This window comes from Cupriavidus necator, from assembly GCF_013141915.1.
GTDB classification, from domain to species: Bacteria; Pseudomonadota; Gammaproteobacteria; order Burkholderiales; family Burkholderiaceae; genus Cupriavidus; species Cupriavidus necator_B.
The window spans coordinates 1-15,900 of record NZ_SROX01000011.1 but is presented as its reverse complement, the minus strand read 5'-3'; the positions used below and the strand labels follow the sequence as shown (position 1 = coordinate 15,900).

Below are 15,900 nucleotides of genomic sequence, written 5' to 3'. Positions count from 1 at the left end.
CCCCATGCCCAAGGCGGCTACCTATAATGAAAGCGGCCACCCGGAACAAGCGGGGGCCGTGATCGTGGAACTGCTAGCTTTCTGGGCGGCCATGCTTGCCGCCTATCTCCTGATGAAGCGTGCCGGCTGCTTCAGCCAGCCGGTGCTCTATCCCGATCCCGAACACCCCTTCCGCTACTGGTGGGCACACCGGCTGGGGCGCCAGCCGGTGGCATTGCCGCCTGCACCACCACCGCCGCCAGAACGCGCGCAACAAAAAACCCGGAGAGCGTGACGCTGTCCGGGTTTGCGGGGCTGGGCCCTGAATTCTGGTGGTGCCGAAGAGAGGAATCGAACCCCCGACCTTCTCATTACGAATGAGCTGCTCTACCGACTGAGCTACTTCGGCAACATGTTCCGGTGAACTGGAACAGCCCGCAATAGTAGCAGCGTTTTCCGGCCTTGTGAACCCCTTTTGTGTCGCGCATGCCATCCGGCACCGGCATGGAAAACGGAGCGCAGTGCGCCCCGTGCGAGTGAAGCCTGGCCGGGAATCAGGCCTTGGCCTGCGCTTCCTGGTGGTAGCGCGTGACGCGCTCCACTTCGTTCTTCGATCCCAGGATCACCGAGACCCGCTGGTGCAGCTTTTCCGGCTGCACGTCGAGGATGCGCTGGTCGCCGTTGGTGGCGGCGCCGCCGGCCTGCTCGACCAGCATCGCCATCGGGTTGGCTTCATACATCAGGCGCAGCTTGCCGGGTTTTTCCGGCTCGCGCTTGTCCCACGGGTACATGAAGATGCCGCCGCGGGTCAGGATGCGGTGTACGTCGGCGACCATCGAAGCGACCCAGCGCATATTGAAGTTCTTGCCGCGCGGGCCTTCGTCGCCGGCCAGGCATTCGTCGATGTAGCGGCGCACCGGCGGGGCCCAGTGGCGCATGTTCGACATGTTGATGGCGAATTCCTTGGTGTCTTCGGGAATCGTGACGTTGGACTGGGTCAGCACGAAGCTGCCGGCCTCGCGGTCCAGCGTGAACATGTGCACGCCGTTGCCGACCGTCAGCACCAGCGTGGTCTGCGGGCCGTACACGGCGTAGCCGGCGGCGACCTGGTGCGTGCCGGGCTGCAGGAAGTCGGCCTCGGTCACGGTCTGGCCGGGCTTGGGCATGTGCAGCACCGAGAAGATGGTGCCGATGGAGACGTTGACGTCAATGTTCGACGAGCCATCGAGCGGGTCGAACATCAGCAGGTACTCGCCCTTCGGGTAACGGTTGGGAATCTCGTAGAACGATTCCATTTCTTCCGATGCCATCGCGGCCAGGTGGCCGCCCCATTCATTGGCGTCGAGCAGCACTTCGTTGGCGATCACGTCCAGCTTCTGCTGGGTTTCGCCCTGGACGTTGCCGGTGCCGGCCGAGCCCAGCACGCCGGCGAGGGCGCCCTTGCTGACGGCGTTGGAAATGGCCTTGCAGGCACGCGCAACCACTTCGATCAAGAGCCGCAGTTCGGGCTGGATGGTGTTGTGCTGGCGCTGCTCCTCGACCAGGTAGCGGGTCAGGCTGATGCGAGTCATGGTGGGTTCTCCTTGGATGGCCGCAATTCTACATGCCCGGCCACGCCGGGCCGGGCAGCGGGGGCGCGGCGTGTGCCGCAGGTGTCGCTCAGCCGGCCAGCGCCTTGCCGACGATCTCGCGTACGTCGCGCGACAGCGTGCTGCTGGCGGCCACGCGTTCCAGCTCGGCGCGCATGCGGTCGCGCAACGCCAGTTCGTACTTCTGCCAGCGGTCCATCACGCGCGCCAGGCGTGCGGCCACCTGCGGGTTGATGGCGTCCAGCGCCAGCACCTGGTCAGCCCAGAAGCGGTAGCCCGAGCCGTCCTCGGCATGGAACTGCGCCGGATTGCCGGAGCAGAAGCTGAAGATCAGCGAGCGCGCGCGGTTGGGGTTGCGCAGGTTGAAGGCGGGATGCTCCATCAGCGCGCGCACGGTATCGATGGTGCGCTTGCCGGCGTGCGGGCCGCCTGGCTGCGGGCCGACGCTGCCACGCTGCATGCCCTGCAGCGAGAACCACTTGTCGATCACCAGCGCGTCGTCTTCGAAGCGTTCGTAGAAGTCCGCCAGCGCGTGCTCGCGGCCGGGGGCGAAGCTGTTGACCAGCGCCGACAGCGCGGCGAAGCGGTCGGTCATGTTGTCGGCGTTCTGGTATTGCTGGTCCGCCAGCGCCTGCATGTCGGCATCGCCGCTGTCGGCGAGGTAGCCGAGCGCGAGGTTGCGCAGCGCGCGCTGCGCCGCCGAGGCGGCATCGGGCGAGTACGGGCCCGGCGTGGCGTTGGCTTCGTAGGCGGCGAGCCAGTCGGCCCGCAGCGCGCGCGCCAGGTTTTCGCGCATGAACTGGCGGGCGCGGTGGATGGCGGCGGGATCGGCCACCCCCATGCGCTCGGCCAGGTAGGCCTCGGCGGGCAGCACCAGCGCCTGCTCGCGGAAGGCGGGGTTGAGCGTGGCGTCGGTCAGCACCGCGCGCATGGCGCGCACCAGCGCCGCATCGAGCTGGAGCTCGCGCCCGGCCTGTACGTCGGCCACCAGTTGCAGCAGCGCGCGCGTGGCCAGGCGCTGGCCGGCTTCCCAGCGGTTGAAGGCGTCGCTGTCGTGGGCCAGCTGGAAGGTCAGCTGCGCGTCGGTGTACTCGGCATCGACAATCACCGGCGCGGAGAAATTGCGCAGCAGCGAGGGCAGCGGCGCATCGGCGCCACGCGGCAGGTTGATGAAGCGGAAGCTCTGCTCGGCCTGGGTGAAGTCGAGCACGCGCGTGGTCGCGCCGGGCGCGCTTTCGCCTTCGAGCTGCAGCGGCAGGTCCTTGCCGTCGGCGCCCAGCAGGCCCAGCGCGAACGGGATATGGAAGGGCTGTTTCTCGGGCGTGCCGGCGCGGGTCTCGATGCCGACCTTGGGGCAGCGCTGCGACAGCGTCAGCGTCAGGCTGCCGTCGTCGCCGTTCCACGCGGTGCGGGCCGTGACCACCGGCGTGCCGGCCTGGCTGTACCAGAGGCCGAACTGGCTCAGGTCGCGGCCGTTGGCATCGGCCATGGCCGCGCGGAAGTCGTCGCAGGTCACGGCCTGCCCGTCGTGGCGCTGGAAGTACAGGTCCATGCCCTTGCGGAAGCCGTCGCGGCCGAGCAGGGTCTGGTACATGCGCACTACCTCGGCGCCTTTCTCGTACACGGTGACCGTGTAGAAGTTGTTGATCTCTTCGTAGCTGTCGGGGCGCACCGGATGCGCCATCGGCCCGGCGTCCTCGGGGAACTGCACCTGGCGCAGCACGCGCACATCCTCGATGCGCTTGACCGCGCGGCCCGATTCCGAGCCCATCATGTCGGCCGAAAACTCCTGGTCGCGAAACACCGTCAGGCCTTCCTTCAGCGACAGCTGGAACCAGTCGCGGCAGGTCACGCGGTTGCCGGTCCAGTTGTGGAAGTACTCGTGGCCGACCACCGCTTCGATATTGGCGAAGTCGGTATCGGTGGCGGTCTGCGCGTTGGCCAGCACATACTTGGTGTTGAAGATGTTCAGGCCCTTGTTCTCCATCGCGCCCATGTTGAAGTCGCCCACGGCAACGATCATGAAGCGCTCGAGGTCCAGCTCCAGCCCGAAGCGGCGCTCGTCCCAGCGGATCGAATGGATCAGCGAATCCATCGCGTGGCGGGTCTTGTCGAGGTCGCGCGGCTCGACCCATACTTGCAGCAGCTTGTCCTGGCCGGAGGCCGACTGGATCCGTTCCTCGATGCATTCCAGCTTGCCCGCGACCAGCGCGAACAGGTAGGACGGCTTGGGGAAGGGGTCTTCCCACACGGCTTCGTGGCGGCCATCGGGCAGTTCGCGCTGGCTCACCAGGTTGCCGTTGGACAGCAGCACCGGATAGGCGGCGCGGTCGGCGCGCAGCGTGACGCGGTAGGTCGCCATCACGTCGGGGCGGTCCAGGAAGTAGGTGATGCGGCGAAAGCCCTCGGCCTCGCACTGGGTGAAGAAGTTGCCGTTGGACACATAGAGGCCCGACAACGTGGTATTTGCCGCGGGCTGGCACGCGGTGGTGATCTCCAGCGTGCCCTGCGCCGGCAGGCCGGGGAGGGTCAGCGTACCGCCATCCACGGTGCCATTGGCGAAGGGCTTGCCATCCAGGCTGACGCCGATCAGTTCGAGTTCTTCGCCGGCCAGCACCAGCGGCGCGTCGGGGGCGCCGGCCACCCGCGCGAAGCGCAGCGTGCTGGTGACCACGGTGCGCTGCGGATCGAGCTCAAGCACCAGCTCGGCGTGGTCGATGGCGAAGGGTGGCGGGGTATAGTCCTTGCGATAGACGGTAACGGGCGTGTCGGTGCGCAGCATGGAGGGATCCTGTCTTCGGAAGACCGTTAGGAAAGGGGGCGGCCAGTTGCGTGAAGCAAAGCATGGCGCTGAAGTCCTCATTGTAGCCAAGGGGTCGGGGCGCGGTCTGGCGGGCGCCGCACCAAGCCGCCGCAGGGAATTTCGCACCGCTGGCGTGGTCTCAGAGACACGCAGGGTTTCCGTGGACAGAAGAGCGAGGTAGCACTATGTGGCAGCGCGCAGGCGGTGTCGGCGATGCAGGGGCAGCGGGCGGGTGGCCGGGGCTGCGCAGGAGGTGGGGCGCGCTGGCGCTGCTGGCGGCGCTGCTGCTGACGGGATGCGCCAGCACCGTGACCACCGATGTCACGGCGTTCCGCCAGCCGGGCTGGCAAAACGACGCACCGCGCACCTACAGTTTCGAGCGCAGCGCTGAGCAGGCGGCCCAGCTGGACCGGCAGACTTATGAACAGTGGCTGGCGGCGGCGCTGGCTGGCGCCGGCTTCGAGCAGGTGCCGGCCAGGCAGGCGCGCTACCTGGTCAGCATGGACTATGACGCCGCGCCGGGGCTGGTGCGCGTGGCCGAGACCGTCTACCCGGACCCGTGGTACGGCCCCTGGGGCCCGTACTGGGGACCCGGCTACTACCGTCCGTGGGGCCCCTGGGGCCCGTGGGGTCCGGGCTACTGGCCGCCGCAGACGGTGGTGTACGACGTGCCGGTGACATTCTCCAGCCTGCGGGTGTATTTCAAGGACGCGGCCAGCGGCAAGCGGGTCTACCAGGTCACGGCGCATAACCAGACCGAGAACGGCAGCCTGCCGGCCATGATGCCCTACCTGATCCGCAGCGCCTTCACCGACTTCCCGTCCGACAGCGGCCGTCCGCGCCGCGTGACGCTGGAGGTGGAAAAGAACGGCAAGTAGGCGGCCATGACCGGCGGTCCCGGGGCCGGCCGGCGCAATGCGTGCAGACGCATGCAGGAGCATGCTTCTGCGCCACCATTGCATACCCAATGGTAAAAGCTGTTTAACGCGAACAATCGGCGCAAAATGCGGCCTCCGGCCGCGCTGTGGTGGTACTTTGCGCGGGCGCGTGGGCTAGAATAACTGCTCGATTTTTCCGGCCCAGTCTGCCGGAGTCGTCAGTTTCGCTGCCAGAAGGTGTCCTTCGCTGCCGGCTTGTCGCGCGGGCCGGGCCGAACCATGGCGTGAGAGGGGCGCTTCCGGTCCGGGCCATTTTCCGGACGAGCCAATGAGCAGCAAGCACAGCGGTGATGCACCGCAACATGCCCCGAACAGTCCTGAAGCGCAGCTGCGCCTCGCCGCGCTGGAATACCACCGCAGCCCGACCAAGGGCAAGATCCAGGTCACCGCGACCAAGGCGCTGTCCAACCAGCGTGACCTGTCGCTGGCCTATTCGCCGGGCGTAGCCTACGCCTGCGAGGAAATCGCCAAGGATCCCGCCACCGCCGCCGAATACACCTCGCGCGCCAACCTGGTGGCCGTGATCACCAACGGCACCGCCGTGCTGGGCCTGGGCGACATCGGCCCGCTGGCCGGCAAGCCGGTAATGGAGGGCAAGGGCTGCCTGTTCAAGAAGTTCGCCGGCATTGACGTGTTCGACATCGAGCTCGACGCGCGCGACCCCGACCAGATCGTCGAGATTGTTGCCGCGCTGGAGCCCACGCTGGGCGGCGTCAACCTGGAAGACATCAAGGCGCCCGAGTGCTTCTACATCGAGCAGAAGCTGCGCGAGCGCATGAACATCCCCGTCTTCCATGACGACCAGCACGGCACCGCCATCATTTCGACCGCGGCGCTGCTCAATGGCCTGAAGGTCGTTGGCAAGGACGTCGCCAAGGTGAAGCTGGCCGTGTCCGGCGCCGGTGCGGCGGCGATTGCCTGCCTCGACACCATGGTCAGCCTCGGCGTCAAGCGCGAGAACATCTCGGTGGTCGATTCCAAGGGCGTGATCTATGTCGGCCGCGACGCCAACATGGAAGCCAACAAGGCGCGCTACGCGCAGGACACCTCGGCGCGCACGCTGGCCGACATCGTCAACGGCGCCGACGTGTTCCTGGGTTGCTCGACCGCCGGCGTGCTGACCGCCGAGATGGTCAAGACCATGGCCGACAAGCCGATCATCCTGGCACTGGCCAACCCCGAGCCGGAAATCCGCCCGGAAGTGGCCAAGGCCGCGCGCCCGGACTGCATCATCGCCACCGGCCGTTCGGACTACCCGAACCAGGTCAACAACGTGCTGTGCTTCCCGTATATTTTCCGCGGCGCGCTCGATTGCGGCGCGACCAAGATCACGGAAGCGATGAAGCTGGCTTGCGTGAAGGCGATCGCCGAGCTGGCTGAGGCCGAGCTCAACGATGCCGTCGCCGCCGCCTACGGTGGCCGCGAGCTGAAGTTCGGCCCGGACTACATCATCCCGACGCCGTTCGACCAGCGCCTGATCGAGAAGATCGCGCCGGCGGTGGCCAAGGCCGCCGAAGAGTCCGGCGTGGCCACGCGCCCGATCCAGGACCTGGAAGCGTATCGCCAGCAGCTCTCGACCTACGTCTACCACACCGGCCTGATCATGAAGCCGGTGTTCTCGGCCGCCAAGGCCGCGCCCAAGCGCGTGGCCTATGCCGAGGGCGAGGAAGAGCGCGTGCTGCGCGCGGTGCAGTCGGTGGTCGACGAAGGCCTGGCCCGTCCGATCCTGATCGGCCGCCCGCACGTGATCCAGATGCGCATCGACAAGGCCGGCCTGCGCCTGAAGCCGGGCGTGGACTTCGAGCTGATCAACCCCGAGGACGATCCGCGCTACCGCGCCTACCACGAGGCCTACCACGCGCTGCGTGGCCGCGACGGGGTGACCCCGGACATGGCCAAGGTGGCGCTGCGCCGCTCCAATACGCTGATCGGCACCATGCTGATGCATATGGGCGATGCCGACGCGCTGCTGTGCGGCACGGTGGGCCGCTTCGAGGCGCACCTGGAGCACGTGCGCGACGTGATCGGGCTGGCGCCGGGCGCGCATGTGTTTGCGGCGATGAACGCGCTGATGCTGGAAAAGTACACGCTGTTTATCACCGACACCTTCGTCAACGACGACCCGAGCGCGGAGCAGCTGGCGGCCATTGCCCAGCTGGCCGCGGAAGAGATCGCGCGCTTTGGCCTGCAGCCGAAGGTGGCACTGATGTCGCACTCGATGTTCGGCTCGTCGACGCGACCGTCGGCGCGCAAGATGCGCGAGGCCGCGCAGATCCTCGCGCGCGAGGCGCCGCACCTGGAAGTCGAGGGCGAAATGCAGGGCGACGCCGCGCTGGTCGAGGACGTGCGCCGCCACTTCCTGCCGTCGACCAAGCTGGCCGGCAGCGCCAACCTGCTCGTGATGCCGACGCTTGACGCCGCCAACATTGCCTTCAACCTGCTCAAGATCACCGGCGGTCAGGGCGTGACGGTGGGCCCGATCCTGCTGGGCGCGGCCAAGCCGGTGCACATCCTGAACCCGCAGGCCACCACGCGCCGCATCGTCAATATGACGGCGGTCGCCGTGGCCGAGAGCAACGCGGTGCGTTGAACCGCTGCCAGCCGTGCGCCATGCAAAAAGCCGGGTCGATGACCCGGCTTTTTGTTGGCTTGCTGCTCTGCCGCATCGACGCGGCCAGGGCGGTTTGGCCTGGTGCCTATTGCAGCACGTTGTACTGCTCGCGCATGACCACGATGATCGATTTGGCCGCGGCCAGCTGGTGGCCCAGGTTATCGACGGACTCTTGCGGGAAATCGACCTCGGCGCTCCAGTTGCATCCGGTATGGTCAGGCTGGTGCATTCGCACCGCGTGCAACTCGCATTCGCCGCACTCGGGGTTGTTGTCGAGGCACTGGTTCAGGATGGCCATCAGTTCAGACCGGGTCTTCGCGTATCGCCGCATGGATCACCTCGCTGTCATTGGTTTTTGAGGCCTGGAAAACCAATCTAGGAAGCGCGCCGGGGCCATTCCAATTGAATCCACCTATGGAGCGCCAATTTTCAATCCGTCCGGGGCCGGCCGCTGGCGTGGCGCAGCGCAGCATCGCGCGGGCGGCTCGGGGCCGCACCGCGCGCCTGGCGGGCAACAAAAAAGCCCGCCGGAATGGCGGGCTGCAGGACTACCGTGACGCGCTCAGCGCATCAGAACTTGTGGCGCACGCCCACGCCGAAGGTGTCGCCGTGCTCGATGCCGGTGATCTTGTCGTAGTAGTAGGCGGCGTACACGTCGGTGCGCTTGGACAGGTTGTAGTCGTAGGCGACGGCAAAGGTATTGCGCTTGAAGTCGCCCAGCGAGTTGTCGACCTTGCCGTAGGCATACGACGCCAGCAGGTTGCCCGCGCCGATCGGCACCGATGCGCCGAACTGCCCGTCGACGTGCTTGATGTCGCCGGACGGTGCGGTGGTGGCGCGGGTCTTGATGTACTGGCCCTGCGCGAACAGCTTGACCACCTTCAGGTCATAGGACAGGCCGATCTGGGCCGCGTCCTGTCGCGACAGGCCGATTGCCGACAGGTCGGTCGGGACGTTGTTGAAGCGGACCTGCTGGTAGGCCACGGTCGCGGCGAACGGACCGTTGAAGTACAGGACGTTGCCGCCGAACTTCTGCTTGCCCGCGGCACCCGGCTGTTCGCCGAAGCCGTAGATGAAGTTGGCGGTCAGGCCGCCGAAGTTCGGCGTGCTGTACACCACGGAGTTGTTCCAGCCCGAATCGCCGATGATGCCCGGATCGACGACGGCACCGCTGCTCGCGCCGAAATAGGTGTGGAAGATGGTCGGCGAGAACACGTACGAGTCGACCAGCGGGTTGAACAGGATGGTCGAGATAAAGTACGGCGTGGTGTTGCGGCCCAGCTTGATGGTGCCGGCCTTGTCGTTCTGCAGTCCGACATAGGCGTTGCGGCTGAACATCGAGTCGCCGTTGAAGCGGCCGCTGCTGCCGCTGTCGGTGCGGAAGAAGCCGTTCAGGTCGAAGATGGCCTTGGTGCCGCCGCCCAGGTCTTCAGTGCCCTTGATGCCCCAGTAAGACGTCTGCATGCCGCCCGAATTGGCCCCCCATGCGCGCTCGCCCGAGCCCGGGGCCTTCACGCCGCCGACGAACATGTCAGCCTGGCCGTACAGCGTGACGCTGGACTGGGCCATGGCCACGCCGGAAAAAAGGGTAGCTGCTACCGCCGCCAGCTTCAGGGCCGGCTTGTACTGCTTCTGCATTGTTAGACCTCCGTGGTTTTGATCCTGCTTGGAACGTTGTGTACTGGGTCCCTGTCGGGTTCTTTTAATGTCTTTGTGCTTTTATTCGTGCCGCCTGGCCTGGGCTCGGTGTGGTGATGCAGGGGGACCGGCGGCATCGGGGTACAGCGTTTTTTGTTATACAGGTGGCGCTTTTTTTTCTCAGGCGGATACTAAGTCGTCAAGACGGAACTGCGCAATGCGGTGGATCTGGCTGATGCAAGTTTGCAACTCTTGCTGCGGCGTGTTTTCCAGGCGGCGCGCGAACTCCGCGATGATGCCGTGGCGGTCGTAGCCACGCACCGCCAGGATGAACGGAAAGCCGAACTTCTGGTTGTACGCCGCGTTGAGCGACTGCAGGCGGTCGAATTCCTCGGGTGTGCACAGGTTCAGGCCCGCACCGCTCTGTTCGCGCGTGGATTCGGCGGTCAGCTCGCCGCGCACCGCGGCCTTGCCGGCCAGCTCCGGGTGGGCGCGCACCAGCTTGAGCTGGGCCGCTTCGCCGGCTTCGTCGACGGCCTGGCGCAGCGCCTGTGCCAGCGCGGCGGCGTCGGCAAAGGGCCGTTGCGTGGCGGCGGTCTCGGCAAACCACGGCGAATGTTCGTAGATGCCGCCCAGCACCTGCACGAATTCCGCGACCGGCATGGTGTTGAGTTGGGCAAGGGTGTAGGTCTGGCTCATGCTTGCTTCCGGGGAGTGTAGGGGTGGGTGGCGGCCCAGTGCCGGGCGATGTCGACACGGCGGCAGATCCACACCTTGTCGTGGCCCTGCACGTAGTCGAGAAAGCGCTGCAGCGCGCGGAAGCGGCCGGGCCGGCCCAGCAGGCGGCAGTGCATGCCGACCGACAGCATCTTGGGGCTGTCCTGGCCGGCCGGGTCGCCTTCGTCGTACAAGACGTCGAACGCATCCTTCAGGTACTGGAAGAACTGTTCGCCGGTATTGAAGCCCTGCGGCGTGGCAAAGCGCATGTCGTTGGAGTCGAGCGTGTACGGCACCACCAGGTGCGGCTTCTTCTCGCCGCCGGTGACTTCGACCTCGGTCCAGAACGGCAGGTCGTCGCCGTAGTAGTCGGAGTCATACAGCAAGCCGCCGTGCTCGACCACCAGGCGGCGCGTGTTGGGGCTGTCGCGGCCGGTGTACCAGCCCAGCGGCAGCTCGCCGGTGAGCTCCTGGATGATCTGCATGCCGATGCGCATGTGCTCGCGCTCGGTGGCTTCGTCGATGTTCTGGTAGTGGATCCAGCGCCAGCCGTGGCAGGCGATCTCGTGGCCGAGCTCGACGAAGGCGCGCGTCAGTTCCGGATGGCGCTGCAGCGCCATCGACACGCCGAAGATGGTCAGCGGCAGGCCGCGCTTCTCGAACTCGCGCAGGAGGCGCCAGACGCCGGCGCGCGAGCCGTATTCGTAGATGCCCTCCATGCTCATGTGGCGGTCGGGGTAGGCCGCGGCGCCGACGATCTCGGAGAGGAACTGCTCGGAGGCAGCGTCGCCGTGCAGCACGCAGTTCTCGCCGCCTTCCTCATAGTTGAGGACGAACTGCAGCGCCACGCGCGCACCGCCCGGCCAGCGGGCGTGCGGCGGGCGGGCGCCGTAACCGATCAGATCGCGTGGATAGTTATCGTTGGTCATGTGTCGTTGCTTGCTTCAGGAAAACCACCCGGCACCGCCGTCCCGCCGCAGGCGCCGAACGTCATGCAATGAGCATGCCAGTCGTGCCGGCGGCAGCGCCGGTCTGCTTCAGGGCCGGATCCTTCCAGGCCGGCCCTGCATTGCCGGTACTTCGATTACTCGGTGCCGTGCGAGTTGGCCGCGGCGGTGCGCATGGCCTCTTCGCGCGACTGGATGCCGTTGTAGAACAGGTTCAGCGCCACGGCCACGATCGTGCCGAGCACGATGCCGCTGTGGGTGAACGGGCTGGTCCACTTGGGCAGGTACTGGAAGAACGTCGGCGCCAGCGTCGGGATCATGCCGAAGCCGATCGAGATGGCGACGATGAACAGGTTGTGGCGGTTGCGGTTGAAATCGCACGAGCCCAGGATGCGGATGCCGGTGGCGGCCACCATGCCGAACATCACGATGCCGGCGCCGCCCAGCACGAACTGCGGCACCGAGGCCACCACGTGGGCCATCTTTGGGAACAGGCCGAAGGCGATCAGGATGATGCCGCCGGCCGCCGCCACATAGCGCGAACGCACGCCGGTCACCGTCACCAGGCCCACGTTCTGCGAGAAGGAGGTGTAGGGGAAGGTGTTGAAGATGCCGCCGATCACCGTGCCCAGCCCGTCGGCACGCAGGCCGCGGGTCAGGTCCTCGTTGCTCAGCTTCTTGCCGGTGATGTCCGAGAGCGCCAGGAACATGCCGGTCGACTCCACCAGCGTGATCAGCATGACGATGCACATCGACAGGATCGCGGTCACTTCGAAGGTCGGCATGCCGAAGTGCAGCGGCGTGATGACCGCGACGAAGCTGGCTTCATCGAGGCCTTCGAACGAGACCTTGCCCATTGCCATCGCCACCAGCGTGCCGGCGATAATGCCCAGCAGCACCGCGCAGTTGGCCACCAGGCCGCGGCCGTACTTGGTCAGCAGCAGGATGATGACCAGCGTCAGGCCCGCGATGCCAAGGTTGGCCAGGTCGCCATAGGCGAGGTTGGGCACTTCCTTGGCGACGCCGTCGATGACAGCGCGCGTGGTGGGCTGGCCGCCGGCCGACCAGTTGATGGCCACGCGCATCAGCGACACACCGATCAGCGTGATCACGGTGCCGGTCACCACCGGCGGGAACAAGCCGAGCATGCGGCCCATCATCGGCGAGATCAGGATGCCGAAGATCCCTGACGCAATCACCGCGCCGTAGATACCGAGCAGGCCGACATTGGGATCGGTGCCGATGGCGATCATTGGCGCCACCGAGGCGAACGTCACGCCCATCATCACCGGCAGGCGGATGCCGAACTTCCAGAAGCCGATGGCCTGGATCAGCGTGGCCAGGCCGGCGGCGAACAGGTCGGCGTTGATCAGGAATGCCAGCTGGTCCTTGGGCAGCTTGAGCGCTCCACCCACGATCAGGGGCACGGCGACCGTGCCGGCGTACATCACCAGAACGTGCTGCAACCCGAGCGCGAGCAGGCGCCCGGAAGGCAACCGCTCGTTGGTGAGGTCCGTCGGGACCGTGGTGCTTGCGGAATTCATTGGTGCGTCTCCTCTCCTTTGGTTTGATGGGAACGCCGCTGTCCTGGCCGCGGTCCTGGATCCCGGTGGGGCTCCGGACCGTTATCCGCCTGTGGTCTCAGCACTCTCGTTTGTCTGCCGGGTGCTGTTTTGCCGCCAGGTCTGGCCTTGCATGGGGGGCAGGGCGGGAACACCGTGCTAGGTGGAGCGGCCTAGTACGCTGCGAAGATCGAAGTTGCCCGGTTCGTCCGGCTGCACGCGGTCGGCGCAGGCGCCGAGGTGGTGCGCCATGCGCGACTGGGCCAGCGCGGCATTGCCCTGTTCCAGGGCATCGAGGATCTCTTCATGCTCGTCGAACGAGCAGGCGTTGTTGCCCGGCGCTTCCACGCTGGCGATCATCAGCGTGGTGCGCGACACCAGCCGGCGCATCATGTTGACCAGCAGCGCATTGCCCGACAGTTCCGCCAGCGCGGTGTGGAATTCGGCGGACAGGCGGATCCATTTGGGGCGATCGTGCGTCAGGAAGGCCTGGCGCTCGCTCGCCACCATCTGGCGCAGCGGCGCGATCACAGCCTTGACGTCAGGCATGCCGGCCAGCTTTTCCAGCACCGCGCGCTCCAGCATCTGGCGCAGCTCGAACATGTCGTGCGCTTCGTCGGTGGACGGGCTGGCGATAAAGGCGCCACGGTTCGGCTCGAGGTCGACCATGCCGTCCGCGGCCAGGTGCGACAGCACCTTGCGCACGGTGTGACGCGCGGTGGCATAGATCTCGCAAAGCGAATGCTCGGTCAGCTTGGTGCGCGGCGGCAGCCGGTGCTCCATGATCGCGTCGTAGATCTCGTGGTACATGCGCTCTTCGACCGAGCCCTTGCGCGCGGGCTTGGCGGGCTTGCCCGGGATCTCGGTCGGTTCCGCGTCGGCCTTGGTCTCGGCGTTGGCGGCAATCAGCTTCAGGCTCTTGGACATCGTGGCACCAGCAGGTCAGGCAGGGCACCGTGAATCCTGGGTATCAGGGTACGGTGATCCAAAAATTGTTGACAATTATTTGGTTACGGCCTCAATATTGTCAACAAAACCGACTCAGGTTTTCGACAACTCAGGGAAATCCCTGAATTGCCAACGGGGAAGTGCAGGCGCATTGTCGCCACGCACCCACCCAGCGCCGGGATGCGTTACCAGACGTACCGAGCGGGCACCATCCCACACATGGTGCTAGTGAAGGCAGCGGCGCCCCTCACAACCCAATCGCAAAAGGACCAATACGATGGGACGCTTGACCACCCATGTTCTCGACACCGCCGCCGGCACGCCCGGGCAGGGCATGTCGATTACTCTCCATAAAATTGTCGACAATCGTCGCGAAACCCTCAAGACCGTGGTTACCAACCACGACGGCCGCTGCGACCAGCCGCTGCTGGAAGGCGCCGACCTTGCCGCGGGCGTGTACGAGCTGGAGTTCGCCGCCGGCGATTACTTCCGCGCGCAGGGCGTGAAGCTGCCCGAGCCGGCCTTCCTGGACGTGGTGCCGCTGCGCTTCGGCATTGCCGATGTCAACGCGCACTATCACGTGCCCCTCCTGGTTTCGCCCTGGTCGTACTCGACCTACCGCGGCAGCTGAAGCGGTGGCATAGGGAAACAGGAGACAAGACATGGAAGGCTATATCCTCGACTGGGCCAATATGCTGCTGCGGTGGGTGCACGTCATCACCGCCATCGCATGGATCGGCTCTTCGTTCTATTTCGTGTGGCTGGACAACAGCCTGACCAAGCCCAGCGCGCCCGACCTGAAGGACAAGGGTGTCGACGGCGAATTGTGGGCGGTGCACGGCGGCGGCTTCTACAACCCGCAGAAGTACCTGACCGCGCCCAAGTCGCTGCCGGAAAACCTGCACTGGTTCTACTGGGAGTCGTATTCGACCTGGATGAGCGGCTTCGCGCTGCTGGTGGTGCTGTACCTGTTCAACGCCAGCACGTTCCTGATCGACAAGAACGTGTTCGACATGTCGCCTGGCGCGGCGGTCGGCTTCGCGGTGTCGTACCTGCTGATCGGCTGGATCGTCTATGACAGCATCTGCCGCCTGTTCAATAAGAACGACCGCCTGGTCGGCATCCTGGTGGCGATCTACATCGCCGCGGCGGCCTACGTTGCCTGCCATATCTTCTCGGGCCGCGCGGCGTTCCTGCTGACCGGCGCGATGATCGCGACGATCATGAGCGCCAACGTGCTGGCATGGATCATCCCCGGGCAGCGCAAGGTGGTCGCGGCACTGAAGGCCGGCCAGCCGGTGGACCCGATCCACGGCAAGCGCGGCAAGCAGCGCAGCGTGCACAACACCTACTTCACGCTGCCGGTGCTGTTCGCGATGCTGTCGAACCACTACAGCATGACGTACGCCCACAAGTACAACTGGGTAGTGCTGATCCTGATCATGCTGTCGGGCGTGCTGATCCGCCAGTTCTTCATCCTGAAGCACAAGGGCAAGATCAACGTGCTGTGGCCGGCCGCCGGCGTTGCCGCGCTGGCCGTGGTGGCGGTGATGATCGCCCCGCAGCCGCGCCCGGCGGTGGCCAAGGCAGAAGGCGCCGACGCCGCTGCCGCGACCAGCGTGAGCTTTGCCAAGGTGCAGGAAGTGATGAACGCACGCTGCGTGCAATGCCACGCCGAGCAGCCGAAGATGATGCCGACCGCGGCCAAGGGCATCAAGCTCGATACCGCCGAGGACATCAAGTCCCACGCGCAACTGATCTATCAGCAGGCCGTGCAGCAGAAGGCGATGCCGCTGGGCAATGTGACGCAGATCACCGACGACGAACGCGCGCTGCTGGGGCAGTGGTTCGAAGGCGGGGCCAAGACGACGAATTGATCGTGGTTTGAGTTGAAAAGCATTGGGGCCGGCTCTTGGTGGGTCGGCCCGCGAGATCCGAGCATCGGTGATCGACGGTCCGGAGGGTTGAGTGGTTGGCAACCGTTGGTACTGGACCGGCGAGGGTTTGAACGGGGCCTATGTGTCCCGTTTTTTTTGGGTTGGCGCTGGTGGTGACGTGGTGTGGGGGGGCGGAACCACGCGCTTCAAAGCCGGGCCTGTCAGCGTTTTTGTGTTCAGGGCAGATAAAGGCTCACCGTGGATTTGACCGGTGAGCCAGCATTATCTCAA

13 protein-coding genes and 1 tRNA gene are annotated in these 15,900 nt (G+C 65.9%); 5 read left to right on the top strand and 9 right to left on the bottom strand.

What is annotated here, in order from left to right:
• Window positions 1-58 precede the first annotated feature (58 nt).
• Complete coding sequence (locus E5S69_RS19650) at window positions 59-274, top strand: hypothetical protein (RefSeq protein ID WP_336510604.1); 216 nt, start codon at window positions 59-61, stop codon at window positions 272-274.
• A 38-nt stretch (window positions 275-312) separates the two neighbouring features.
• Here the strand turns inward: E5S69_RS19650 and E5S69_RS19645 are convergent.
• The 3 genes from E5S69_RS19645 to pepN form a co-directional block, all read right to left on the bottom strand.
• Window positions 313-388, bottom strand: a tRNA-Thr gene (locus E5S69_RS19645).
• 145 nt (window positions 389-533) lie between these two features.
• Window positions 534-1,550, bottom strand: a complete 1,017-nt coding sequence (locus tag E5S69_RS19640) for a class 1 fructose-bisphosphatase (protein WP_171516310.1) — start codon at window positions 1,548-1,550, stop codon at window positions 534-536.
• 88 nt (window positions 1,551-1,638) lie between these two features.
• Window positions 1,639-4,350 carry an aminopeptidase N gene (gene pepN / locus E5S69_RS19635; RefSeq protein WP_171516309.1) on the bottom strand — a complete coding sequence of 904 codons (2,712 nt, stop codon included), beginning with the start codon at window positions 4,348-4,350 and terminating at the stop codon, window positions 1,639-1,641.
• Between the two features lie 284 nt (window positions 4,351-4,634).
• Here pepN and E5S69_RS19630 point away from each other — a divergent pair, with 284 nt between their 5' ends.
• Both E5S69_RS19630 and E5S69_RS19625 read left to right on the top strand, forming a co-directional pair.
• Window positions 4,635-5,249, top strand: coding sequence for a DUF4136 domain-containing protein (locus E5S69_RS19630; RefSeq protein WP_171516481.1), 615 nt, complete (start codon window positions 4,635-4,637; stop codon window positions 5,247-5,249).
• Window positions 5,250-5,577: 328 nt separating this feature from the next.
• Window positions 5,578-7,899 carry an NADP-dependent malic enzyme gene (locus tag E5S69_RS19625; protein WP_171516308.1) on the top strand — a complete coding sequence of 774 codons (2,322 nt, stop codon included), beginning with the start codon at window positions 5,578-5,580 and terminating at the stop codon, window positions 7,897-7,899.
• 106 nt (window positions 7,900-8,005) lie between these two features.
• Here the strand turns inward: E5S69_RS19625 and E5S69_RS19620 are convergent, their stop codons facing one another.
• From E5S69_RS19620 to E5S69_RS19595, 6 genes are all read right to left on the bottom strand, one after another.
• Complete coding sequence (locus E5S69_RS19620) at window positions 8,006-8,251, bottom strand: hypothetical protein (protein ID WP_012352285.1); 246 nt, start codon at window positions 8,249-8,251, stop codon at window positions 8,006-8,008.
• 239 nt (window positions 8,252-8,490) lie between these two features.
• Window positions 8,491-9,558: a porin gene (locus E5S69_RS19615; protein WP_171516307.1), complete on the bottom strand. Its 1,068-nt coding sequence runs from the start codon at window positions 9,556-9,558 to the stop codon at window positions 8,491-8,493.
• Between the two features lie 180 nt (window positions 9,559-9,738).
• Window positions 9,739-10,257 (bottom strand): 2-oxo-4-hydroxy-4-carboxy-5-ureidoimidazoline decarboxylase, encoded by a 519-nt coding sequence (uraD, locus tag E5S69_RS19610; protein WP_171516306.1) that lies wholly within the window; start codon window positions 10,255-10,257, stop codon window positions 9,739-9,741.
• Complete coding sequence (puuE, locus tag E5S69_RS19605; protein ID WP_171516305.1) at window positions 10,254-11,204, bottom strand: allantoinase PuuE; 951 nt, start codon at window positions 11,202-11,204, stop codon at window positions 10,254-10,256. Before puuE ends, uraD begins: the two co-directional genes overlap by 4 nt.
• A gap of 155 nt (window positions 11,205-11,359) precedes the next feature.
• Window positions 11,360-12,766 carry a nucleobase:cation symporter-2 family protein gene (locus E5S69_RS19600; protein ID WP_171516304.1) on the bottom strand — a complete coding sequence of 469 codons (1,407 nt, stop codon included), beginning with the start codon at window positions 12,764-12,766 and terminating at the stop codon, window positions 11,360-11,362.
• 177 nt (window positions 12,767-12,943) lie between these two features.
• Entirely contained in the window at window positions 12,944-13,711 is a 768-nt protein-coding gene (locus E5S69_RS19595) for a GntR family transcriptional regulator (protein ID WP_171516303.1), read from the bottom strand.
• 298 nt (window positions 13,712-14,009) lie between these two features.
• On the opposite strand from E5S69_RS19595, the gene uraH reads away from it, so the two are divergent.
• Window positions 14,010-14,363: a hydroxyisourate hydrolase gene (gene uraH / locus E5S69_RS19590; RefSeq protein ID WP_012352291.1), complete on the top strand. Its 354-nt coding sequence runs from the start codon at window positions 14,010-14,012 to the stop codon at window positions 14,361-14,363.
• A gap of 31 nt (window positions 14,364-14,394) precedes the next feature.
• Complete coding sequence (locus E5S69_RS19585; RefSeq protein ID WP_171516302.1) at window positions 14,395-15,609, top strand: urate hydroxylase PuuD; 1,215 nt, start codon at window positions 14,395-14,397, stop codon at window positions 15,607-15,609.
• The last annotated feature ends 291 nt before the right edge of the window (window positions 15,610-15,900 follow it).